This window comes from Pontibacter silvestris, assembly GCF_020907275.1.
Lineage (GTDB): Bacteria > Bacteroidota > Bacteroidia > Cytophagales > Hymenobacteraceae > Pontibacter > Pontibacter silvestris.
On record NZ_JAJJWI010000001.1, the window covers coordinates 155,230 to 178,055 of the forward strand.

Genomic DNA, 22,826 nt, shown 5'->3' on the forward strand with positions numbered 1-22,826 from the left:
ACTACTTTCTAAAACCTGATAAACAATATTATGATGTGGTTGGTGCAGCTTATGCTAAGCTTTTATCAGAAATAATGCTAAAGTATAGAGTGTGAGCGCGAAAGGAGTCAATTGTTATTTGTTTATGAAGAGTAGAGTGTATAGACTATATCATGGCAGAGGGTAAAAATGACAAACATCTGATTGTAGTTGCAGGGCCTACGGCTGTTGGTAAAACAGCCCTGTGTGTACGACTGGCAAAGCATTATAACACCGAAATTATCTCTGCAGATTCGAGGCAGTTTTTTCAGGAAATGACCATCGGTACTGCAAAGCCCGATTTTGAGGAACAGATGGGGGTGGTGCATCATTTTGTAGATTCTCATAGTATTGCGGAAGAATATAATGCAGGAGCTTTTGAGCAGGATGTGCTGGCGTTGTTACAGAGGCTTTTTCAGGAGAAGGACGTGGTTGTGCTTACGGGTGGGTCAGGCTTGTACATAAGAGCTGTTACAGATGGTATGGATGAAATGCCTGAAACAAGCTTAATGATACGGGAGCAGCTCAGTGATGTACTGGAAAAACAGGGGCTTCAGCCTTTACTGGAGCAGTTAAAAGAGCTGGATCCTGTGTATTATCAACAGGTAGACAAAGCTAACTCACAGCGCGTAATACGTGCTTTAGAAGTATGCCTGAGTAGCGGACAGCCTTATTCATCGTTCCGGAGAAGTGAAAAGCAGGAACGGTCTTTTAACATTATCAAAATTGGGCTAAACAGGGAGCGCTCAGAACTGTACAGCCGCATCGACAGCAGAATAGATATTATGCTGGAGCAGGGGCTACTGCAAGAGGCTACAGCACTATATCCTTATAGAAGCCACAATGCATTGCAGACGGTGGGGTACAAAGAGATTTTCGATTTTCTGGAAGGAAAATATGGCTGGCCGGAAGCAGTGCGTTTGTTAAAGAGAAACAGCCGCCGCTATGCAAAACGTCAGTTAACCTGGTTTCATAAATACCCCGACTACACCTGGTTCCATCCAGACCAGTGGCAGGAGATTGTAAGGTATATTGATGAGAAGGTAAGTTAACTGTGAATGAAAGAATATCTGAATAATTAACTACAGTTCAAATGAAACATTGTAATCAAATTCAGTATTCTATCATTCTGTTAACATTTAAAAAGCTTACACAGAAAGTACTTCAACCATCTGCAGTAATCGTGGGCTTATTAGTTTATCTTTAGTGATAGTGTCAATAAACGGAGTGTAAACCAGTTCAGAGTTAATGATACCGGCCATTTCGCATTTGCGACCTGCCAGCAAACCTTCCACACAAGCTATACCTAACTGGCTTGCCAGCATACGGTCAGCGCCACTAGGGGAGCCGCCTCTCTGAACGTGGCCCAGCGTAGTAACACGGGCATCCATATTAGGAAGAGCTTCCTGTACCTTGGCAGCCACCACATTAGCATTTCCCGGTACTTCGCCTTCAGCTATAATAACAATAAAAGAAGTTTTAGAACGGTCGTAACCGGCTCGTAAAGCATTCACTACAGCTTCTATGGATGTAATTGCCTCCGGGATCATCACGATTTCTGCACCACCACCAATGGCACAAGGAATAGCAATATAACCTGAGTCGCGTCCCATTACTTCAATAAAGAACACACGCTCATGGCTGTCTGCTGTATCACGGATTTTGTCAATGGCATCTATAGCAGTATTCACGGCAGTATCGTACCCAATGGTATAGTCTGTGCCATAAAGATCGTTGTCGATGGTGCCTGGGGCACCTACCGTAGGTATGCCGAACTCCTCGTAAAAGATGTTGGCACCTGTAAACGTACCATCGCCGCCTATGGCCACTAGCCCTTCAATACCATGCTTCTGCAGTTGCTCATAAGCCTTCTGACGTCCTTCCTTAGTTCTGAATTCTGTGCTTCGAGCAGACTTTAGTATGGTGCCGCCTTTCTGAATGATATTGCTAACTGATGATGACTCCATTTTGGTAATCTCTCCTTTGATCATACCATTGTAGCCACGCTTTATGCCGTATACTTCCAGTCCATTATAAACAGCAGTACGTACAACCGCCCTGATACATGCATTCATGCCGGGAGCGTCGCCGCCTGAAGTAAATACGCCAATTTTTTTCATGGTTGTATAATTTTTTTCTTAATTAGAATTTTGAAGCTCTGCGATCGTTGTTTTGTTAAGCGATTAAGCAGTGCAAAGTTTAGAATATTTTATTTATAGGACAAGTCGTTACCATAATATCATAGGTCGGTACATGTTTTTAACGGCAAATCAAAAAAATAAATAAAAGCATGCCCCATAAATACAAAGAACCGTATTAAAAATTAATGCCTGAGGGTGTCTTATAAGTGCAGCCGATAGTGTCACCCTGGATAAAGTTATGAGAACAACGCATCCCTTTGCTAAAAGCAACAAACAAGAAACAGCTAATTAATAACATTTAAATAACAGAGGCAACGTATGTTTAGTTTTTTTGAAAGTGAAGAAACAAAAAAATTAAGAAGTCACATTACTAACCTTGGCGCTTTGGCCAAGATAGATGGCCACGTAGATCCTACTGAGATGAACTATATTATCTCTATTGGTAAAAAACACGGCATGAAAGCGGATGAGGTTCGTAATCTGATTTCCAATACCAGCAAGAGCATGCCTCACTTACCTACTAATGACTCAGAGCGCTTTGACCAGATTTATGATCTGGTGGAAATGATGCTTGCTGATGGCATTGTAGATGAAAGTGAGATGGAGTTCTGCATCAACATGGCTTCTAAACTTGGGTTTAAAGAGACTGTTGTAGGCGTGCTGGTGCGGAAGATTTCTATCGGAGTGAAAGATGGGCTAGCGCGTGAGCTTATAAAACAAGATGCTGAAGACTTCCTGGACTGCTAGAGAAAACGGTAATAATGAGAAGCAGCATTTTAACTAACAAAGTTTTATATACTGTTTATGCCTGTTCTCTAATAGGCATAGCATTTCTATTCATACTGCGTAATAAATTTCTACTACGCAGTATGAATAGAGGCCTGCCCATCGAATTTATTTTACGGTTTAGTATTTTCTGGTTCCTCAGTTTTACTGCAGCCCTGTTATTTTTTGGTATTTACCTTTATCTAAACCGTTATCACCTGTCTGGTGTTGATAAAATATTTTGCAAGCGCTGCGTAAAAAGTATGTTTGTTATTGCTGTTTTAGGTGGAGTATTTATAGTAACAGGTCTGTTTTACTTACAATAAATACAGGTTTCCCTTTAACAGCTTTTGGCTTTCTTAGTCTTCAACATTATAAGTTGCAAACTGGCCGTTCTCGTATAAATACGTAGTAGTGTTGTTTTCTATACCAATTGCAACGGCATCGCGTGGTGATTCAATCTCGCCGCTTGTTTCTTCACTTTGTAACTGTGTTCCTTCATCAACTAAATAAATGTAATAAAGTGTTTTTAAGGTGCCTCTTTCATTGAAAAGAATATCCCGTTTTAGTTCATGAAGCGTCCAGGAACTGTCTGAGTCACTTACAGCTGCTGCTACTACCATATTATTATCCTGCTGTAGCTGTAGTGCATAATCCTGGTTATTGTCGCTGTTGAAGTCTCCACGTACCAGGGTAGGCCCTTGTTCATGATTGTCGGCATGTTGTTTAACTTCTTTGGTTAAAGTTGGCTCCCTGTAGTTAGGGTACTCCTCTGACAAAAGCTGAAGTACGGGTTGGGGTAGGGGTAATGTTGGGCTTGTGTCGTTCTCATCAGTTCTGACACCATCTTTTCTGGTGTCTACTATAGAGTCTAATGCCTGAGCCGGTGGCCCAACCTCTACCTGTTCGTCCTGGACTTCTTCATTTTTAGGAGAACAGGAAAAAGTTAATAACAGGGAGGCGAAAAGTATGTTAATTGATGCTTTCATCTTCAAAGGTTTATTATATGGATACTGATGTTACAGGCAAGCTGTTACAAAGGCCAAAATACCGGCACCAGAAAGAGTATCACTATAACTAACAGAAGCGTGAGCGGTGAGCCTATCTTTATAAAATCCCTGAAGCGGTATTTACCGGGGCTGTATACCAAAATGCAGGCTGGCTCAAAAGGCGTAATAAGCGATACTGATGCGGCCAGCATAATCGCGATAGCAAAAGACCTTGGGTCTGACTGCATCTCTGCTGCGGTGCGGAGCGCCACCGGAACAATGACCAGTGCGGCGGCAGCGTTAGACATAGGCTGGGTAAGTAAAACTGTCAGCACTACAAATCCGGCAAGCACTGCCAGCTTACCTAATGGACCCAACAGACTTACGATTCCCTCTGCCAGAAAATCAGCAGCACCTGAGTTTTCCATTGCTGTACCAAACGCAGTCATACCTCCAATTAAGATAAGCAGGCGCCAGTCTATAGCAGCATAGGCTTTGGTAGAACTGATGCAACGAAACAATATACTGGCAATAGCAGCCATCAGAAACGCAATAGATAGCGGTAACAGCTCTAAAGTGCCAGCCAGAATAGCCACAGCAAAGCATGCTATCACAGTAATGCCTCTCCTTTTTTTATAGAGTACGGGTTCAAACTTATCAAGCACAGCTATATTGCTGGAGCTTCGCAACTGGTCTAACCTGGAAGCTGCACCTTGCACCAACAGTACATCTCCCATTTTAAGAGCGATGCTGCCAATTTTACTGCGAAGGGTTTCTCCGTAGCGGGAAATGGCAATAACAACAAGGCCGAACCTGCGCGAGAACTCAACCTCTTTAACCGTTTTGTTAATCAGGTTTGAGCGGCGGGTAACCATTAGTTCTGCCAGCCGGATATCTTCACTCTCCAAGTCCTCTGACACCAGCACATCGGCCATAATTTCTATGCCTTTTGTTTCCTTTACTCTTATAAGATTATCCAGATCGCCCTCCACCAGTAAAATGTCATTGGCCGCAATTCGGGTACGAAAATCAGGCAGGAAATTCTCTTCCTGCCTGATGATATTAAGCATCCGGAAATTTAGAGAAGTGAGGTCTGAGGCAAAAACCAATTGCCCGACTAACGGTGAGTCCGGCATTACGACAATTTCTGTAAGGTATTTTTGCAATTTATACTCTTCTGCCAGTTGCTGGTCATCGTGGCTTGGCAGCAGGCGCTGCCCGATAGTTAACATGTAAGCCAAGCCTACTAAAAAAATAATGAACCCAACACCAGATATTTCAAACAGACCAACAGGCTCTAAACCTGCTTTAGCTATATACCCGCTTACAGCCACATTTGTAGAGGTGCCAATTAATGTACAGGTGCCACCAAGTATAGCCGCATAAGCCAGAGGCATCAGTAATTTAGACGGGCTTGTATTTATTCTTTTTGAAAGACCTATAAGTGGCGTTACAAACATGGCTGTAACGGTAGTGTTGTTCATGAAAGCTGATATCAGACCTGTTATCATCATCATGGTAAACAGCATCAGGCTCGTACTTTTCCGGGCCAGCCGCACTAGCCGTACTACAGCAAAGTCTAATATACCTGTTTCTTCCAGTGCTGCGCTGAGTATAAATATGGAGGCAATTATGATGATGAAATCGCTGCTGAATCCTGCAAAAGCTTCTTCAGGAGTGATGATACGGAAACTGGCAAGGATGATCAGCATAACCAGCGTGACAATCTCTACAGATAATTTTTCTGTAGCAAAAAGCACTACGGCTGCTAACAGCAATATAAGCACAAGGGCTATTTCCATGGAAGTTATGGGATTTAATACTATAAGTTAGTATAATTTCGGCTTTTACGTATGGCTGTTATCCTTGATGTACAATTAGATGAAAAAAGTTTTATTGATGAGGTGTGTTTATAGAAAACGAGCTGACCTTAAACTTAATTTTAAGATCAGCTCGTTTTAAAATTTGCGAGTGAACCCAATCACCTGTTTTATTGCTTACTGAGCCTTTGTAGCTTCATTAATTGACTGAAGAATAACTGAGCATGCTTCTCTAATTTGTTCTTCTGTGATAGTAAGTGGCGGGGCGATGCGCATAGAGTTGTCGCAGAAGAGAAACCAGTCTGTTAGCACGCCATTCAAAATAGCGCGATCAATCACAGCCTTTAAAACTTCAAAAGACTCAAATTCTGCAGCCATCATTAAACCACAGTTTCTTACCTCCTTTATACGTGGGTGTACCAGTAGTTGCTTAAATAATTCTGCCTTTGCCTTTACCCCATTGAGTAGGTTCTCTTGCTGTATAACTTGTAAGGTCGCAAACGAGGCAGCACATGAAACCGGGTGTCCTCCAAATGTAGAGCAATGGCCCAGGATGGGGTTTGTTTTGAAGGCTGCCATTATTTCCTGGGGAGCTATAAAAGCTCCGATAGGCATACCGCCACCCATGCCTTTGGCACAGGTAAGTATATCAGGCTCTATCCCAAATTGTTCAAATGCCCAGAAAGTGCCAGTGCGTCCAAAGCCGCTCTGTATCTCATCCAGAATTAATAAGGCTCCTACGTCGGTACAACGCTTGCGTAACTGTTGCAAGTAAGCTTTATCTGGAACACGTAAACCAGCCTCGCCCTGTATTGTTTCCATGATAACAGCGGCAGTGCGCGTGGTAATGTGCTCCAGGTCTTCGTAAACGTTGTGGCGTATAAGGCGCGTGTCTGGTAAAAGCGGACGGAAAGCGTTTTTGAAGCTTTCACTTCCGTTTATCGACAAAGCACCCTGTGTAGAGCCATGGTATGCATTGTAGCAGGAGATAAGTTCTGTACGACCGGTATACCGTTTTGCTAGTTTCAGAGCGCCTTCTATAGCTTCTGCTCCAGAGTTTAGAATGTATACGTTATCAAGTCTGGCAGGTAAGGTCTGTACAAGTGCATGTGAAAGCTGTGCCTGTGGCCCTTGTACAAACTCGCCATACACCATTAGGTGCATGTACTTGTCCAGTTGGTTATGTATAGCCTGCAACACTTTCGGGTGGCGGTGCCCAACATTGCTCACACCTATACCAGAAATCAGGTCCAAGTAACGCTGGCCTTCACTGCCGTACATGTATACCCCCTCTGCCTTTTCTATCTCTATCATCAGCGGAAAGTCTGATGTCTGCGCCTGGTGCTGCAGAAATAATTGTCTCATCGAAATCATAGTGCAAAGGTAGGTAATTATGTAGGAAAGATGTGAAGTGCGTAACATAACAGAAGTATCAACTTTAATTTTTGATCTCATTCAAAACAGGAGTTGCTGAGAAAGCACTTTTAACATCTTTTTCTCATTAAACTGCTTACTTAATATCCTCTTTCTGCGTACTACGCAATGTTTCTATTGTGAAAAAAGCTAATAAAAAGGTGTTATGCTGTAGCTTCGTTTAAGTTTAGTTTTGAGAATTACTTGTAGAAGTTATAGTTTAATAAGCCTTTTCTGTAAATTACGCAGGTCTCTATTTAGTTTAGATAGTATTTTAGCTATGAAATTTATAGTAACTTTCTTATGAATAGCAGTTTTGGAGCTTTTGATGACACCTCGTCTTTACTGCATGAAAGTGAAGAAAGATATCGACTGTTGGTGGATAACATACGTGACTATGCTATTTTTATGCTGGATACTGAGGGCAAGGTAGTTACCTGGAATGATGGAGCTAAAAGAATAAAAGGCTATGAGCCAGCAGACATTATTGGGAAACATTTTTCTGTTTTTTATACTGAAGAAGATATAGCCAGAGATTATCCAGGGTACGAACTGCAACAGGCCAGAAAAACAGGACGCTATGAAGATGAAGGGTGGAGAGTACGGAAAGATGGCACTTTGTTCTGGGCCAATGTTATCATAACTGTCATTATTAATAATAACAATGAATTTATTGGGTTTTCTAAAATTACCCATGACCTGACGGAGCGTAAGAAGTTACAGGACAAATTAGCTATGGCTAACCTGGAGTTGCAGGAAAATGAGCGGCGGTCCAGATTGTTAATTGAGAGTGTCCGTGATTATGCTATCCTTATGCTCAGCCCCGAAGGAAATATTGTTACCTGGAATGTAGGTGCTGAAAGGTTGACAGGTTACAGTGCATCAGAAGCTGTTGGGAAGCATTTTTCAATGATATATAGTAACGAAGCCATTGACAGTGCTTATCCTGAGTATGAACTGCGTAAAGCAGTGTCAAATGGCCGCTTTGAAGACGAAGGCTGGCGTATTCGGAAAGACGGTTCAGCCATTTGGGCACATGTTGTTATCACACCTTTGTTCGATTCAGATAATGTGCTTTTTGGATTTACTAAAATAACTAAAGATTTATCTGAGCGGAGACGTAACGAAGAACTGATGCTAAAAAACAGGGAGCTGTTGAGAGTAAATACTGACCTGGATAATTTTGTTTATACGGCTTCGCATGACCTTAAGGCTCCAATTGCAAACCTGGAGGGTTTAGTACGCTTACTGAAAGATGAAATAGGTACAGAGGCTTCTAAATATCAGGATGTTTTCTCTCGCATGAATAGCTCAATCAGCAGGCTGAATAATGTTATTCGTGATCTGACTGAAATAACAAAAGTGCAGCAGCAGAATCACCTAAATAATGAAGAAGTAAACATAGAGGAAACGCTGCAGGAAATTGAAGAAAGCCTGGAAGAAACCATACGTGAAAAGAATGCGGAAATTATTAAAGACATAGCTTCTTTTAAAACTTTGCGGTATTCGAGGAAAAACTTCAGAAGTATTCTTTATAACTTACTTTCTAACGCCTTAAAATATTCTTCTCCTGGTTTAAGCCCTGTTGTCACTATTAAAACGGAAATGCCCGATGCTGATACCTTGATGCTGTCTGTTGCTGATAATGGGCTGGGTTTTGAAACCTCGCAAAAGAAGAAAATGTTCTCTATGTTCAAGCGTATGCATACACATGTCGAGGGCTCCGGGTTAGGGCTTTACCTCGTTAAAAGAATGCTGGACAACACTGGAGATAGAATAGAAGCTACTAGTGAGGTAGGAAAAGGGGCTGTCTTTCAGGTATTCTTCAATTTAGGAAAGAAAGATATTTAAATATCTGCTTTAGCCTTCGCACAATGGTAGACTAATTGTTTGCAGTTGCTGCCAGTTCTTTACTCATGCAAATACTGTGTTCCATTTCAGCATAAGGTCCGTAATTTTCTATAACTTCATATCCTTTCTTTCGGTAGAGGCCTATAGCTTCCTGAAGTCTGTCACCTGTTTCTAAAACAGCTTTTGTGAATCCAGATTCGTGCATCCAACATTCAATGTCTGCAAGCAAAGCAGCTGCAATACCCTTGCCTCTGTGCTCTGGTTTTACAAATACACGTTTTATTTCAGCAGTTTGCTTATCAAATTTTTTAAAGCTCCCGCAACCAACAGCTTCACCATTCAGGTAAGCAATTATAACGGAGGGAATGTTTTCAATACTATTAAACTGCTCATACTGCGCCTGTATATCAGCATACCTATCCCACAAAACCTTATCCAACAGCTTTGTTAAATATATAAAGTCTTTGTCGTGGCTGGATGTCCTGCTTAACCTGATCATAAATATGTATAGTAGAGTACAAAGGTAGTACTTTTTGAGATAGCTGAAGGCAGAAGATACTCTTTGTGTTGCCACCAGTCTATGTAACAGCCTAAATGATTCTCCTTTTGAACGATCGCTTCGGATAAAGCTGAGGGGCCTTATCAGGCTTACCTGAACATTTTACATGTTCTAAGGTGATAAATCGGCTTACACAGGTAAGCAGAAAAGTAAAGCACAGCACGTTAAAGAAGGATATGAAACAAGAGGTGTAAGTAAGGATGAAGCCGAGAAAAGAGCTTGGGCTACTGTTAACAAGCAAGATGGAGGTGGTAAAAAGAGTGGTTTCGGCGAGCTAACCATATAAGTTAGCAAGTATAAACACTTTAAAGCCAGAGTAGCCGGGTGAGATTCATCCGGCTACTCTGGTTATTATCAAGGGTAATTATTCGAGTGTTCTGTCGGGTCATCATGATCCGGGTCAATGGTTGGCGGTATGCCAGTTGCAACCCGATTATGTGAAAATGGCCGTTGAGTGCCCTTAGGATGGCTCTTGTTGCTGGTGTTACGTTTATTTAACGCTATAACTGCCAGCCCTGCAACTGTTAGAGCGCCAGCTACGGCTAATATTTTAGGGAAAGAGCTGTCAGGAACTGAAACTACGCCTTGCTCATCTGCTACAGATGGCTCATTTACGTAGCGGCCACGTGTCGGAACAGCTTTCAGCCAGAAATCTTTCACCAGTGTATCTAGTTGCGTTTGTAGTTCGTTGCCATACATTGGCAGACCATGCCCGGTGGCAGCTGTTTCCGGGGAAAGATTAGCAAGCTTCTCTACTGAGTGATGTGCAGCCACCCAATCTGAAGTATAGTATGCAGGAGGGCCATGTACTTCTCGTTTCTGGGTCATTACGGCCACCGCTGACTCTCCGTGTCGGGTAATAAAAGCATCACCTGCTAAAAGAGTCTTGTCTTCATCCCTGTAAAAGGAGACGTGCCCGTGTGTGTGGCCTGGCGTGTGTATCCAGCTCCAACCTGGCAGGCCGGGTACACTTCCATCAGGTGGTAGTAGTTCTATTCTGTTCTTTATGTTAATAGGTTTTTTAGGATACATAAAAGACATGTAAGCTACCGCGCCACGTCCTACAGTAGGGTCTGGTGGAGGATAACTCGACTGGCCTGTTAAATATGGTAGCTCCAGCGAATGAGCGTATACAGGCACATCCCATTCTTCTGCCAGTACTTTTAATGACCCTACGTGGTCGAAGTGACCATGTGTGAGTATGATGGCCTTGGGCCTGGTATTTTCTCCAAAGATTTCCTCTGCCATTTGTATAATTTTATGCGCATGCCCATACATACCTGTATCTACCAGCACCCATGAACCATCTTTGTCTTCTATAAAGTATAAATTCACCAGAATTGTCTTCAGTCCCCACACTCCCTGGGCTACATAAAACGAATCTTTATTACTTAGTCTAAGCTTGTCTCCTGATGCCACCATAAATTTTTTTAATGTACAAATACAAAATCAGATTAAAGTATAAGGTACGGAGTAGACGTAAAAGAGGCTGTGTGATGCATTTATAATTATCTAAACTAAAAATGATACGTAATATAATTTATTAATTGCTATATAGGTATAATGTAAACATTGAAGCCGTAATAGTTGTTGTCAATATAGTTTGTGGTTTTACTTGGGTGTGAGGTATAATTTTAGTATCTTAAAAAAGTTATAATGATGGCAGAAATTAACATGTGTTCATTTTCTGATTAATAGGAATTTTTTATCTTTCTGAAAAGTTTATTAGATATGGTTAACTTATTTGTACCCCCTAGCTATATGGCCGTTTATGCAAAGTGCATAGATGCGGCCATGCCTGCTTTTGAGCCGGAAGAATGGATTGAGGAAGGAAAGGTGTACCCGGTGAAGCACTTCACGGAGCCTCTAAACCAAGGTGAAGGGTTTGCTATTACCATAATGGATGAGGATGGTATCGAAATTCATCCATCTTCATCACACTGGAGTTTTTCCTCCAATCGGTTTGAGCTATATACTTTACACCTGAATTAGACCTAAATCAGGATATTATCGTTAAACTACCAAAGGCTGCCCTGTGCAGCCTTTTTTAATACTTTGTTGGATAAGAGCAGAACGAATTTTATGTTAAGCGCTAATGAATTTAATCAGTTGCCGCCGCATCAACAGGCAGAGTTAGTGTTGGAGCAGGGACATTATCTGCATCACCGCATCCGGGGGTGGTGTAAAATAGATTTATATTGGCTACATGATTATTATGTGGAGGTGTGGTTTCTCTACGACCTCAAGAGTATCGGCCTTGTGCGTGCTCTTACTAATTATACCTCTCTGGATCCTTACGTCGAAACAATCAAGCTGAAGCTGTCCATCATTAATAAATAAAACTCAACTTGTCCCTCTTAATTAATTAGCATCTTTCAGTTTGTAAGTTTAACATTTGTAAGACAAATATCTTGTTTACTCTTGTTTTGCTATTTTTGGGGAAAATAAGTGAATTATGAGCCGAAATATACTTTTAATCAGTACTTCTACTACACACGGCACAGGTTATCTGGAGCATGCCGAAGGCGAAATCAAAAATCTTTTGCAAGGGAAAAGCCGCCTCTTGTTTATTCCATATGCCCGTCCGGATAGTGTATCACATAAAGATTATACAGCCAAGGTTAGAGAAGCATTTGAAAAGTGGGGAATTAGCGTAACGGGCGTGCATGAAGCGAAAGACCCGGTGGCTGCTGTAAAAGAGGCAGAAGCGGTGTTTATAGGAGGTGGTAATACCTTTTTGCTGTTAAGGCAGCTTTACCAGAACAACCTTATAAAACCATTGCAGGAGCGTGTAAAGCAAGGTACGCCTTATATGGGTACTAGTGCAGGCTCTAATGTAGCTGGCAAAACAATAGGTACCACCAACGACATGCCTATTGTGTTTCCCAAGTCATTTGAGGCGCTGCAACTGGTGCCGTTTAATTTAAACCCGCACTACCAGGACCCTGAGCCAGGTTCCACTCACATGGGTGAGACACGTGAGACCAGAATCAAAGAGTTCCATACACATAATACACAGCCTGTTGTTGGTTTGCGTGAGGGAAGTATGTTACATATTTCAGGAGACAGAATAACCTTGAAAGGCTCTCTGACTGCACGTGTGTTTCTACAAGGTCAAAAACCACAGGAGTTCAAACCTGAGGATGATATAAACTTTCTTTTGGAGGCTGTTTAGAAGAACATAAATCAAAAGCAGACTTTATTCATTGTACTTCTGGAAATAAGCTCGAATAAGAGGAGAGGCAATCTGTCTCTCCTCTTATTGGTATTTTGATCATCAGACAGATATTTTACCGTTTCATTTGAAAAAGCTATATTTTAGAGAAGAAATGTTAAACGTCTGTTAAAGATATATGAAAAAACACCACTTGACCTTTGCTGCACTACTGGCTGTAGCAAGTGTAGGAACCAGTTGCACGCGTACCACAGAAAGTAAGGAAACTACTATTGTACAGTCTGCGCAGGACTTAAGTCAGATATTTGAGAGTTACTATGAAGAGCGGCTTCAACTATTTCCGTTAGAGGCTACAGCAATAGCAGATAATCGTTACAACGACCAGCTGCCAAATGACATTACACAGGAGCATAAGCAAACACAGAAAGCATTTTACCAGAAATACCTGGATCAGATCAATCAGGTAGACAGGGAGATGCTGGAAGGGCAGGAGCAAATAAGCTATGATATTTTTAAATATGAGATGCAGATGTCGTTGGAAGGGCTGGAACAGCCAACAGAATTAATGCCTGTTAATCAGTTCTGGAGTTTACCTATTACCATGGCGCAATTAGGTTCCGGTGCTGGTAACCAACCTTTTAAAACGCCAGAAGACTATACAAATTTCCTGGGCCGTATTCAGGCTTTTCAGGTTTGGGGCGACACGGCTGTAGCCAACATGAAGCGTGGCATGGCAGTCGGTGTAGTATTGCCCCGGGCACTAACACTTAAGGTGCTGCCACAACTGCAGTCGATGGTGGTAAAAGACCCTACTAAAAGTATATTCTGGGAACCTGTCAAAAACATGCCGGAAGGCTTTACTTCTTCACAGAGAGATAGTATTTCGCAGGCTTACACTAAAGCTATTACACAACAGGTGGTACCTACTTACCAGAAGTTGTATGAGTTTATGCAACAGGAGTACCTGCCGCAAAGCCGTAGTACATCTGGCATAAGTGGTGTGCCAGGCGGTGAAGATAATTATCGCTACATGGTACGCTATTGGACAACAACAGCGCTTACACCTGACCAGATTTTCGAAACGGGGCAAAGTGAAGTAGCTCGCATCCGCAGTGAAATGGAGAAAGTAAAAGAGCAGGTAGGCTTTAAAGGTGATCTGCAAGCTTTTTTTAAGTATGTAAATGAAGACCCAAAGTTTACACCTTTCAAAACCTCAGAAGAAATATTGGCCGCTTTTACAGCCATTCATAACCTGATGCAGCCACAGTTAAATGAGCTTTTCGGCCTGCAGCCTAAATCGGCTTTTGAGGTAAGGCAGACAGAAGCCTTTAGAGCAGCTTCGGCTAGTGCTGAGTATAATCCACCCGCACCGGATGGTTCCCGCCCGGGCATTTTTTATGTGCCTATTCTGGATGCCACTAAATATAATGCTGTGGGCATGGAGTCTTTGTTTTTGCATGAGGCTATACCTGGTCACCATTACCAGATCTCTCTGCAGCAGGAGCAGGAGGGGCTGCCTCGCTTTAGGCAGTACGCTTGGTATGGTGCTTTTGGAGAGGGCTGGGCTTTATATTCTGAGAGTTTAGGCAAAGAACTGGGGCTGTATACTAATCCGTATCAGTACTTTGGCCGCCTGAGTGAGGAAATGCACCGTGCTATTCGCTTAGTAGTAGATGTAGGCATGCATGCTAAAGGTTGGACAAGAGAGCAGGCTATACAGTATTCTTTGGAGAACGAGCTTACAAGTGAAGAAGCTGCTACAGCCGAAATAGAACGTTACATGGCTCTGCCAGGGCAGGCATTATCGTACAAGATAGGTGAAATGAAAATCAAAGAGCTACGGCATAAAGCAGAGCAAGAGTTAGGTACTAAGTTTAGCATCAGTGCCTTTCATGATGAGATATTAAGAGGTGGCGTAATGCCGCTGGCCGTGCTGGAGAATCATATGAATGAGTGGATTGAGCAGCAAAAATAACAGAAGCATATTGTAACATGCTTTTGTTTATATTGTAGTTTATACTTGCCTGTAAAAGGTAAGGTAATGCTTACTGCTGCTTAAACTAAAGGGTAATAACAGATTTGCTCATCAAAAAAGAGAAAAAGCCTGGACTACAAGTAAAGTAGTCCAGGCTTTTTCTCTTTTTTGATTTGATACTCACCTATTTTTTGTCATCAAGCTTTTTTAAGAGGAGTTTTGTAAACTCACGCTCGCCCCGGTACATTTTTACTAGCTGCTTTACAGAAATTACTTTCTGATATTTTGCAGCGTATTCTTTCTCCAGGGCCAGCTCTTTTTCGCGCATTATAAAATAATTGTCTACCATGGCTTTAACTTCTTGGTTATTCATCGTGTCGAGGTCAGGGCGGTGCCGGCTACGGTAAGCTTTTACTATTTCACGACGTTTTGCTTCAAACTCGTTGTAAACTGGCCAGAACTTTTGCGACTGATCCTGTGAAAGTTCCATTTTATCAGTTAAAAAAGCCACTTTAGCACTTGCAATATTCTCTCTTTTCTCATGTGAGCTATCGGATTGAGCAAATACCGATAAGCCAGTAAGGGTGGAAAAGAAAAGAAATAAAATAAGGGTTAATTGGTTCATATAAAAGTTTAGAGATTTGATTCATCAAGCGTGTAATATTCTAACTCTTCTTCTGCTGAAGTAGGGCTAACATTCAGGAACTCCGCTGCAAGTCCCTTATGTGATACAGATAAATTTTCAAAATCTGCTGCCTCTAATGTGGCATAAGTATCAAGATACTCCACTATGTCCTGTGCAGGAATCTGCTGAATGGCAAATGTATCTTTTTGTTCTGCTTCCCGGTTATTGTTATAGAAATACACACACACAAATAAAAGGAGCAACATTAAAGGAGCTATAGCTATTCTGCCTAGTCGCCACCACTTTGCTGAGTTTATACTAACAGTAGCTTCTTCTTGGGCAGCAGTTTGCTCCATTACGCGCATCGGTAAACGGTCGAAATAATTTTCAGGCACCTTATAAACATTGCGTTTTGGTATATCATTTAGTTTAAAATCCTCTTTCATCATGCAAACGCTCTTATAGCTATTAGATAAGAATAAACACTTATAGTTTAATGGTACTTGATAAATTCTTCAATTTTTTTCACTGCCAAGTGATACGATGCCTTTAAAGCACCTACAGAGGTACCTAATATCTCAGAAATTTCTTCATACTTCATGTCATCATAATACTTCATATTAAAGACGAGCCGTTGCTTATCAGGCAGACGTAGTAAGGCTTTTTGAAGTTTCAGTTGTATCTCATCGCCGGTAATGTCAGGGGAAGAGTCTATCTTTTCTGCTAATTCGGCCGCGACATCATTTAAAGGAAGAAAAAACTTTCTTCTTTTACTGGAAAGAAAATTAAGACACTCATTGGTGGCTATGCGGTAGATCCAGGTGTAGAGTTGGGCATCTTGGCGGAAGTTTTCCAGGTTCTTCCACACTTTAAAAAAAACCTCCTGGGTAAGATCGTCGGCATCGTCGTGGTCGATTACCATTTTCCGAATTTGCCAGTACACTTTCTGCTGGTACTTCCGGACAAGCTGGTTAAAAGCCAGATTACGGCTTTCGGGGTGGGCAAATTTTTCTAAAAGCTCTTTGTCTTCCACGGGGGCAGATAGTGGTATTCTTTAGCACGGTGTAATTTATTAATAAAAAAGAGAGGATGAAACCAAACTGGAGTTCCATCCTCTCTTTTTACTAACAAACGTAAACCTTGCTTTTCTATTGTTGTTTTCTGGCAATGGCACGCTCTGCTGCTGCAACAATATCATTTTCTGTCAGGCCATATTTCTCCATCAGTTGGTCAGGAGTTCCTGACTCACCAAAGGTGTCGTCTACAGCTACATATTCCATTGGGAGTGGAGTATTTTTAATGAGTAACTGTGCAATGCTATCGCCCATACCACCAAGGCGGTTATGCTCTTCGCAAGATACTACACATTTAGTTTTAGCTACTGATTTTAAGATAGCTTCTTCATCTAAAGGCTTAATAGTGTGAATATTGATGATTTCTGCACTGATACCTTTTTCTTCTAGTATTTTTCCTGCTAGTATAGCCTTCCAAACCAAGTGGCCTGTAGCAAAAATACTTACATCAGTACCTTCGTTCAGCATAACTGCTTTACCCACTACAAATTCCTGATCGGCTGGAGTAAAGACAGGGATAACAGGACGGCCAAAGCGCAGGTAAACCGGACCTTCGTAGTCAGCAATAGCAATAGTAGCTGCCTTCGTCTGGTTATAGTCGCATGTGTTAATAACTGTCATATGCGGAAGCATTTTCATCAAACCGATATCTTCCAATATCTGGTGTGTAGCGCCGTCTTCACCTAAAGTAAGGCCTGCGTGAGAAGCACATATTTTTACATTTTTGCCAGAGTAGGCAATAGACTGACGGATTTGGTCATAAACACGACCTGTAGAGAAGTTAGCAAAAGTACCTGTGAAAGGAATTTTGCCGCCGATAGTTAATCCGGCAGCTATGCCCATCATATTGGCTTCTGCAATACCTATCTGGAAAAAGCGATCAGGGTTTTCTTTGATAAAATCTCCCATTTTAAGTGACCCTACCAGGTCAGCACAAAGGGCTACTACATTAGGGTTAGTACGGCCAAGCTCTAGTAAGCCAGCCCCGAAACCAGAACGTGTGTCTTTTTTCTCTGTATAAGTATATTCTTTCATTATCTATTGAAAATTTTTACAGTTGTTGTTGCGCCCGATCTGATGGTAAAATCCTGCACATCAGTAAATTTACTCGCCTGGGCTGTTTTCATGCGGTAAACCAATCTGTACTTTCCTGGCTGCAGTGCCATTACTACTCCATTGCTTTGTTCAGGCAGGTTCGTTACCCAACGCTGATTACCTTCATTCTCCAGTAGGTAAACGCTGCCGTAGCCCTGTATTTGTGAGGGCACCGACAACTGACCTGGAGGTGGTATAGTAATCGTATTTGTCTGCCCTTGTTTAATTTCAACACCTTTTTCAAAGATGCGAGGCAAAGTTAAAATCTCTAAATCATACTTTCCGGCTAGGTACTTGTGCCTGCTGCCAAATTGCTGTGCAGTTAAGGTCGTTTCAGAGCCATGCTGCCGGACAATAGCTATTAACTGTCCGTAAGGCGATGGACCATCCTGGCGCAAGTGTAGTTCTCCTTGTGGTGCTTTAACTTTAATGACATTGTGCTTACCAGGGGTAATAGGAAGCTTAGGCTCCACAACCGGTGGTGTGGTGTTTACTACCAGATCATAAGACAGCAAAGCATCCACATCAAGCACATCTGACTTACCCTGAGCATCCAAGTAATGCACATAGTTGTACTCAGGTGCATTGGTAAGTGCATTTAGAAATGTCATGTTTACATTACTCTCCACTGGCTTGCCCTGTTCATCCACCAACTCAACTGAAACAGAGGTAGGTGTTAAGGCCTGTGCTACTATTTCAGAAAGTACATTCTGGAATGTCTGTACATCTGCGGCATTAAAGTACTGACCAATGCAGCTAAGTTGCTGTTCATACTTGGGGTCAATGCCTATGCCTATAACAAAAGGGCGCAGAAAAATACGTTTTTTCTGTAGTGCCAGCGAGGTAGCACAAGGGTCACCACCACAAGACTCTAAGCCATCTGTAATCAAAATAACTACATTCCGTGCCTGTTTGTCTTCCGGAAAGTCGCCAGCCGTCTGCTGTAGCGAGTAAGTAATCGGAGTATTGCCACGTGGCATAATCTGCAGCAGTTTCTTCTTAACCGGCTCAGCATTATTTGCTGCAAAGGGCACTTCTAACTTCGTGTCTTTGCAGTCGTTGCGTTCACGCCCAAACTGATGGCCGTACACCCGCAGTGCGACCTCTACTTTTTCGTAACTCTGCAGTGAATCAACCAGGTTAGCTAGCAAGCTTTTGGCAATCTCCATACGGTCACTGCTTTCCCACTTTGCCAGCATACTACCGGAGGCATCAAGTAAAAACAAAATGCGGGTGGTCTGCTGTGGTTTTTTTTCCTGTGCAAGCACAGGTACAGTTACTGAAAATGCCACTAAAAAGCAAAGTGTAGCAAACGTTCTGTGCCAGTATGTCATGGCTGCCTGTACGATTGTTGAATAAACTATACTTTCAGCCATAATTTAAAGAACACTGAAAGATAGTTCTAATATATTAATAATCAGCAGCTATATTTACGGACAGTTGCTGAAGTGCGACTTTCAGCTGTTCATCGTTAGGAGCCACGCCATGCCATTTATGAGAGCCCATCATAAAGTCCACGCCATATCCCATTTGGGTATCCATTAATATCATAACAGGTTTACCCTTACCAGTGGCTCCCTTGGCTTCATCCAGCGCAGGTAGCAAAGTCTCAAAGTTATTACCATCAGCTTCTAATACATGCCACCCGAAAGCTTCAAACTTAGCTCTCAAATCTCCTAATGGCATTACTTCTTCTGTAGAGCCATCAATTTGCTGGCCGTTTCTGTCTATAGTGGCAATAAGATTATCTACTTTTTTACCAGCGGCATACATTGTAGCTTCCCAAATCTGGCCCTCTTCAAGTTCTCCGTCTCCCATCAGTACATAAACAAGGCTGTCGTCATTGTTTAGCTTTTTGGCCTGAGCAGCTCCGATAGCCACAGATAAACCCTGGCCAAGTGAGCCGGAAGCAACACGAATACCAGGTAAACCTTCCTCTGTTGCAGGGTGACCTTGTACTCTGGAATTGATTTTTCGGAATGTGGCCAGCTCTTTCACATCAAAGAAGCCTGCTCGCGCCAGGGTGCTATAGAATACAGGGGAAATGTGACCATTAGACAGGAAGAATAGGTCTTCACCAACGCCATTCATGTCAAAGTCTGTACTGTAATTCATTGCACGGAAATACAGCGATACAAAATAATCAGTACATCCTAAGGAACCGCCTGGGTGTCCGGAGTTAACGGCATGCACCATGCGCACGATATCACGCCGCACCTGCGCCGCAACCTGCTTTAGCTCATCGATACTCTTGTTGTGTGGATTCACTTCTTTTAATTAAGGTTTATGAATTTATAATTGTCAAATATACAAATATTATGATAATATCCTAGCTGAATGCACCGGAGCCTGTTATTTACCCAGTATTTGTACAGCGTGTTCTTTGGTTTTTACCTTTGTAATGATGTCCTGAATAACACCATTTTCATCAATCACAAACGTATAACGCATGGTGCCCATATACTTACGGCCATACATAGATTTCTCCTGCCATACACCATATTGCTCCACAATTTTCTTGTCTGTGTCAGCAACAAGAGTAAAAGGCAATTCATATTTGCTGATAAATTTCTGGTGAGATTTCTCATCGTCGGTGCTCACTCCAATTACTTCATAACCCTCTTGTTTGATATCGCTATAGTTATCGCGGAGGTTGCAAGCCTGTGCCGTACAGCCAGAAGTATTGTCTTTGGGGTAGAAGTATAATATTACTTTTTTGCCTCTGTAGTCAGACAACTTAATAATATTACTATTTTGGTCTTTGCTTTCAAAATCCGGGGCTTGGTCGCCAATTTTTAATTCCATTGAGTATCTAAATAGTTGTGGTATAGGTGGCTTCGTTGCCTGCGTTATCTTTTACTTTCAGAACAACCTCACCTGACAAAGATATATTTTTATTGATTTTTTCAGAGTAAATAGTAGCTGTTTTATGTTCGTACTTCATCAGCAGCCACTGCCCGTTTATGTAAGCATTAAAAGAATTGATACCAGACAGGTCATCGCCGATACGGAATTTAATCTGATCTTTACTCTTACTTAATAGCCTTATAGTAGGCGCTTTAACGTCTTCTAATACTCTGAACTTACCCATATTGCGGGTTGTAAAGGTAATTCGGTTCCCGTTCCATGTGCCGCCCTGATACCCACGGCCTCTGCCATTGTTTCCTAAAAAGTATACTGCAGCTTTAGACTTGTCTGTTATAGGTGTTTCTGGTGCTATAGTAACTTTAATGGCCTTAAGTAGTGGTGTAAAATAGTCTCCTATAGTATACACATCACCCTCTTTCTTTGTTTGGAAATATAGTGTGTCATAAAGCGACTCTTTTGAAAAGAGCGCATGCAGAAAGCTGTTAGAATAACTGATTTCCTTGCCTGAAGGAATTACTGCATCAAACTCAGGTATGTTTCTGCTTATGCCACAGAAGCTGATTGAATCTGGCACTCCGGCACGCAAATCGTAAAGGCACACAGAGGTTGAGTTCTTGGTATAACTTGGCACCAGGTCATAACGCTTATCCCCCAGAAACAACTCTACATTGCGGGGTGTGCTGCTGGTGTCGGTTGCATTTACCTGTAATACGTTGCCCACTAGCTCAAATCCTAACTGTGGCTGTTTTACGCTTTTAGCCAACGTTTTGGTAAAGGCAGGCTTTTGCCCTTTTATTATAAAGCTAAGTGTAGAGGTATTATCATAAGAGTCTTTCGCCTCTATACGAATCTGGTAAACAGAGTCTGGTTTAATACTCAGCTTACCTTGCCGGGCATTGGTGTTGTAAAGAGGCAGGTCGTTTCCATCGTCTACAAAAGCTTTCTGAAAGGTACGGCCACGGCGCTTATACATCTCGTAGTTTATGTGCTGCGACACCTGCCGGGACAGTTCAAATGGTACTGCCTCTATCAGATGGTGGTAAGCAGGCTTGTTGTTGGCATATAGTGTTACTTCCTGCGTTCCGTTTCTGTTGGAGGCTCCATCGTACCTGTCTGTTGTCTGGAGTTCTAACCCCAGTAAGCCATGCGCATAAACGGTGTCGGCAATTATGTAGCTGTTGCCTTTTTTAACAGGTGTAAATTCAGCACGGCCAAATTCGTTGTTTACACGGCCGTGTATATTGAGCGTCTGAATTCCTAAGCTGAATATATCAGGAGGAGTGGTGTCTATAATTTCAGAGAACTTGTAGCGGAGCGGGTTGTACAGCTTATCTTTATCGTCACGAATTTCGAAGTGCAGGTGTGGGCCACCTGAACCACCAGTGTTACCTGACAAGGCTATGACATCGCCTTTTTTTACAGGGAACATACTGGGCTCCGGGAAAAGCTCCAGCTCAAATGTCTGTTTCTCATACTGCTGCTGTAGCATGTAGTTTGCCAGTGGCTCGTAATAAGCCGAAAGGTGCGCATAAGTCGTTGTTAACCCATTAGGGTGCGTAACATAGATAATGTTGCCGTAGCCATAAGTAGACTGCTTTACCCTCGAAATATAGCCGTCGGCTGCTGCATGAACATCTAGCCCTATTCGTTGATCTGTTTTAATGTCCAGACCTCCATGAAAGTGGTTAGAACGTATTTCGCCCATGGAGCCTGATAAGTAGTTTCGTTCACCGGGCTTAATCGGGAACATAAAATAACCTGGCGTAGGTGTTTGCTGTGCGGCAAGGCTCAGCGAGGTAAAAGCACTAAGTACGAATAGTGATAAGCGTTTATTTAATTTCAAAGTCCAGCAGTTTTTTGTCTTCCACATACCCTTCTAATCTGTCTCCAATCTGCACAGGGCTTACACCTTCTGGCGTGCCTGTAAAAATAATATCTCCTTTTTTAAGTGTGATAAAGCGTGAGATGTAAGCAATAATGTCATCAAATGTGTTCAGCATCATTTTAGTATTGCCTTGCTGCCTTGTCTCTCCGTTCACATCCAGCTTAAAGCTGATGTTCTGCAGGTCAGGGAACAGGTCCAGCGGAAGAAACTCTGAAACAGGGGCAGAGCCGTTAAAGCCTTTGGCCAGTGTCCAGGGAAGCCCTTTTGCTTTTGCTTTAGCTTGAATGTCGCGTGCTGTGAAATCTACACCTAAACCTATGGCATCATAGTACTTGTGGGCAAACTTCTTGTCAATGCTTTTGCCTTCTTTGCTGATGCGCAGAATCAGTTCTATCTCGTGATGAATGTCCTGGCTAAAGTCCGGATAGTAAAAAGGCTCGTTATTGCGCAAAACAGCTGTATCAGGTTTAAAAAAAATGACAGGTTCATCGGGTACTTCATTTTGTAACTCTGCAATATGTGCAGCATAGTTTCGCCCAATGGCTAATATCTTCATATAGTAGTTTGTTTATGT

General features: G+C 42.2%; 22 protein-coding genes. 7 read left to right on the forward strand and 15 right to left on the reverse strand.

Going from position 1 to position 22,826, the window contains the following annotated elements; all coding sequences use genetic code 11:
* Positions 1-152: 152 nt before the first annotated feature.
* Positions 153-1,070, forward strand: coding sequence for a tRNA (adenosine(37)-N6)-dimethylallyltransferase MiaA (gene miaA, locus LN995_RS00635; protein ID WP_229957389.1), 918 nt, complete (start codon positions 153-155; stop codon positions 1,068-1,070).
* Positions 1,071-1,166: 96 nt separating this feature from the next.
* Here the strand turns inward: miaA and pfkA are convergent, their stop codons facing one another.
* Complete coding sequence (gene pfkA, locus LN995_RS00640) at positions 1,167-2,138, reverse strand: 6-phosphofructokinase (RefSeq protein WP_229957390.1); 972 nt, start codon at positions 2,136-2,138, stop codon at positions 1,167-1,169.
* A gap of 339 nt (positions 2,139-2,477) precedes the next feature.
* Between pfkA and LN995_RS00645 the strand changes: the two genes are divergently transcribed.
* Entirely contained in the window at positions 2,478-2,906 is a 429-nt protein-coding gene (locus LN995_RS00645) for a TerB family tellurite resistance protein (RefSeq protein WP_229957391.1), read from the forward strand.
* 377 nt (positions 2,907-3,283) lie between these two features.
* Here the strand turns inward: LN995_RS00645 and LN995_RS00650 are convergent, their stop codons facing one another.
* The 3 genes from LN995_RS00650 to LN995_RS00660 all read right to left on the reverse strand — a co-directional run bounded on the left by LN995_RS00650 (position 3,284) and on the right by LN995_RS00660 (position 7,104).
* Positions 3,284-3,913, reverse strand: coding sequence for a hypothetical protein (locus LN995_RS00650; protein ID WP_229957392.1), 630 nt, complete (start codon positions 3,911-3,913; stop codon positions 3,284-3,286).
* A gap of 44 nt (positions 3,914-3,957) precedes the next feature.
* Positions 3,958-5,715 carry an SLC13 family permease gene (locus LN995_RS00655; protein WP_229957393.1) on the reverse strand — a complete coding sequence of 586 codons (1,758 nt, stop codon included), beginning with the start codon at positions 5,713-5,715 and terminating at the stop codon, positions 3,958-3,960.
* Positions 5,716-5,910: 195 nt separating this feature from the next.
* Positions 5,911-7,104: an aspartate aminotransferase family protein gene (locus LN995_RS00660; RefSeq protein ID WP_229957781.1), complete on the reverse strand. Its 1,194-nt coding sequence runs from the start codon at positions 7,102-7,104 to the stop codon at positions 5,911-5,913.
* A 345-nt stretch (positions 7,105-7,449) separates the two neighbouring features.
* On the opposite strand from LN995_RS00660, the gene LN995_RS00665 reads away from it, so the two are divergent.
* On the forward strand, positions 7,450-8,997 hold the full coding sequence (locus LN995_RS00665) for a sensor histidine kinase (RefSeq protein ID WP_229957394.1): 1,548 nt from the start codon (positions 7,450-7,452) through the stop codon (positions 8,995-8,997).
* Between the two features lie 31 nt (positions 8,998-9,028).
* Here LN995_RS00665 and LN995_RS00670 read toward each other — a convergent pair whose 3' ends face one another.
* The gene (locus LN995_RS00670; protein WP_229957395.1) at positions 9,029-9,436 is read right to left on the reverse strand and encodes a GNAT family N-acetyltransferase; all 408 of its coding nucleotides are present in this window, start codon (positions 9,434-9,436) and stop codon (positions 9,029-9,031) included.
* 474 nt (positions 9,437-9,910) lie between these two features.
* Complete coding sequence (locus LN995_RS00675; RefSeq protein ID WP_229957396.1) at positions 9,911-10,978, reverse strand: MBL fold metallo-hydrolase; 1,068 nt, start codon at positions 10,976-10,978, stop codon at positions 9,911-9,913.
* A 309-nt stretch (positions 10,979-11,287) separates the two neighbouring features.
* Between LN995_RS00675 and LN995_RS00680 the strand changes: the two genes are divergently transcribed.
* The 4 genes from LN995_RS00680 (at position 11,288) to LN995_RS00695 (ending at position 14,706) form a co-directional block, all read left to right on the forward strand.
* A complete protein-coding gene (locus LN995_RS00680; protein ID WP_229957397.1) occupies positions 11,288-11,548 on the forward strand; it encodes a hypothetical protein in 261 nt (86 codons plus the stop codon).
* Between the two features lie 90 nt (positions 11,549-11,638).
* Positions 11,639-11,896 (forward strand): hypothetical protein, encoded by a 258-nt coding sequence (locus LN995_RS00685; protein WP_229957398.1) that lies wholly within the window; start codon positions 11,639-11,641, stop codon positions 11,894-11,896.
* 115 nt (positions 11,897-12,011) lie between these two features.
* Positions 12,012-12,731 (forward strand): dipeptidase PepE, encoded by a 720-nt coding sequence (pepE, locus tag LN995_RS00690; protein WP_229957399.1) that lies wholly within the window; start codon positions 12,012-12,014, stop codon positions 12,729-12,731.
* A gap of 178 nt (positions 12,732-12,909) precedes the next feature.
* Positions 12,910-14,706, forward strand: a complete 1,797-nt coding sequence (locus LN995_RS00695) for a DUF885 domain-containing protein (RefSeq protein ID WP_229957400.1) — start codon at positions 12,910-12,912, stop codon at positions 14,704-14,706.
* A gap of 184 nt (positions 14,707-14,890) precedes the next feature.
* Here LN995_RS00695 and LN995_RS00700 read toward each other — a convergent pair whose 3' ends face one another.
* From LN995_RS00700 to LN995_RS00740, 9 genes are all read right to left on the reverse strand, one after another.
* Positions 14,891-15,331 (reverse strand): hypothetical protein, encoded by a 441-nt coding sequence (locus LN995_RS00700; RefSeq protein ID WP_229957401.1) that lies wholly within the window; start codon positions 15,329-15,331, stop codon positions 14,891-14,893.
* A gap of 8 nt (positions 15,332-15,339) precedes the next feature.
* Positions 15,340-15,780 (reverse strand): hypothetical protein, encoded by a 441-nt coding sequence (locus LN995_RS00705; RefSeq protein ID WP_229957402.1) that lies wholly within the window; start codon positions 15,778-15,780, stop codon positions 15,340-15,342.
* 44 nt (positions 15,781-15,824) lie between these two features.
* On the reverse strand, positions 15,825-16,364 hold the full coding sequence (locus LN995_RS00710) for an RNA polymerase sigma factor (RefSeq protein WP_229957403.1): 540 nt from the start codon (positions 16,362-16,364) through the stop codon (positions 15,825-15,827).
* Between the two features lie 115 nt (positions 16,365-16,479).
* Positions 16,480-17,439 (reverse strand): transketolase family protein, encoded by a 960-nt coding sequence (locus tag LN995_RS00715; protein ID WP_229957404.1) that lies wholly within the window; start codon positions 17,437-17,439, stop codon positions 16,480-16,482.
* Entirely contained in the window at positions 17,439-18,875 is a 1,437-nt protein-coding gene (locus LN995_RS00720; RefSeq protein WP_229957405.1) for a vWA domain-containing protein, read from the reverse strand. Before LN995_RS00720 ends, LN995_RS00715 begins: the two co-directional genes overlap by 1 nt.
* 34 nt (positions 18,876-18,909) lie before the next feature.
* Positions 18,910-19,767 (reverse strand): transketolase, encoded by an 858-nt coding sequence (locus tag LN995_RS00725; protein WP_229957406.1) that lies wholly within the window; start codon positions 19,765-19,767, stop codon positions 18,910-18,912.
* An 84-nt stretch (positions 19,768-19,851) separates the two neighbouring features.
* Positions 19,852-20,304: a thioredoxin-dependent thiol peroxidase gene (bcp, locus tag LN995_RS00730; RefSeq protein ID WP_229957407.1), complete on the reverse strand. Its 453-nt coding sequence runs from the start codon at positions 20,302-20,304 to the stop codon at positions 19,852-19,854.
* Between the two features lie 7 nt (positions 20,305-20,311).
* The gene (locus LN995_RS00735; RefSeq protein WP_229957408.1) at positions 20,312-22,210 is read right to left on the reverse strand and encodes a M23 family metallopeptidase; all 1,899 of its coding nucleotides are present in this window, start codon (positions 22,208-22,210) and stop codon (positions 20,312-20,314) included.
* Positions 22,197-22,808, reverse strand: a complete 612-nt coding sequence (locus LN995_RS00740; protein ID WP_229957409.1) for a fumarylacetoacetate hydrolase family protein — start codon at positions 22,806-22,808, stop codon at positions 22,197-22,199. The genes LN995_RS00735 and LN995_RS00740 overlap by 14 nt, the downstream gene beginning before the upstream one ends.
* Positions 22,809-22,826 lie beyond the last annotated feature (18 nt).

Bases quoted from the DNA above. Each gene is read 5' to 3' on its own strand.
- miaA (WP_229957389.1), top strand. From the start codon at position 153: ATGGCAGAGGGTAAAAATGACAAACATCTGATTGTAGTTGCAGGGCCT.
- pfkA (WP_229957390.1), bottom strand. From the start codon at position 2,138: ATGAAAAAAATTGGCGTATTTACTTCAGGCGGCGACGCTCCCGGCATG.
- LN995_RS00645 (WP_229957391.1), top strand. From the start codon at position 2,478: ATGTTTAGTTTTTTTGAAAGTGAAGAAACAAAAAAATTAAGAAGTCAC.
- LN995_RS00650 (WP_229957392.1), bottom strand. From the start codon at position 3,913: ATGAAAGCATCAATTAACATACTTTTCGCCTCCCTGTTATTAACTTTT.
- LN995_RS00655 (WP_229957393.1), bottom strand. From the start codon at position 5,715: ATGGAAATAGCCCTTGTGCTTATATTGCTGTTAGCAGCCGTAGTGCTT.
- LN995_RS00665 (WP_229957394.1), top strand. From the start codon at position 7,450: ATGAATAGCAGTTTTGGAGCTTTTGATGACACCTCGTCTTTACTGCAT.
- LN995_RS00675 (WP_229957396.1), bottom strand. From the start codon at position 10,978: ATGGTGGCATCAGGAGACAAGCTTAGACTAAGTAATAAAGATTCGTTT.
- LN995_RS00680 (WP_229957397.1), top strand. From the start codon at position 11,288: ATGGTTAACTTATTTGTACCCCCTAGCTATATGGCCGTTTATGCAAAG.
- LN995_RS00685 (WP_229957398.1), top strand. From the start codon at position 11,639: ATGTTAAGCGCTAATGAATTTAATCAGTTGCCGCCGCATCAACAGGCA.
- pepE (WP_229957399.1), top strand. From the start codon at position 12,012: ATGAGCCGAAATATACTTTTAATCAGTACTTCTACTACACACGGCACA.
- LN995_RS00695 (WP_229957400.1), top strand. From the start codon at position 12,910: ATGAAAAAACACCACTTGACCTTTGCTGCACTACTGGCTGTAGCAAGT.
- LN995_RS00700 (WP_229957401.1), bottom strand. From the start codon at position 15,331: ATGAACCAATTAACCCTTATTTTATTTCTTTTCTTTTCCACCCTTACT.
- LN995_RS00705 (WP_229957402.1), bottom strand. From the start codon at position 15,780: ATGATGAAAGAGGATTTTAAACTAAATGATATACCAAAACGCAATGTT.
- LN995_RS00715 (WP_229957404.1), bottom strand. From the start codon at position 17,439: ATGAAAGAATATACTTATACAGAGAAAAAAGACACACGTTCTGGTTTC.
- LN995_RS00720 (WP_229957405.1), bottom strand. From the start codon at position 18,875: ATGGCTGAAAGTATAGTTTATTCAACAATCGTACAGGCAGCCATGACA.
- bcp (WP_229957407.1), bottom strand. From the start codon at position 20,304: ATGGAATTAAAAATTGGCGACCAAGCCCCGGATTTTGAAAGCAAAGAC.
- LN995_RS00740 (WP_229957409.1), bottom strand. From the start codon at position 22,808: ATGAAGATATTAGCCATTGGGCGAAACTATGCTGCACATATTGCAGAG.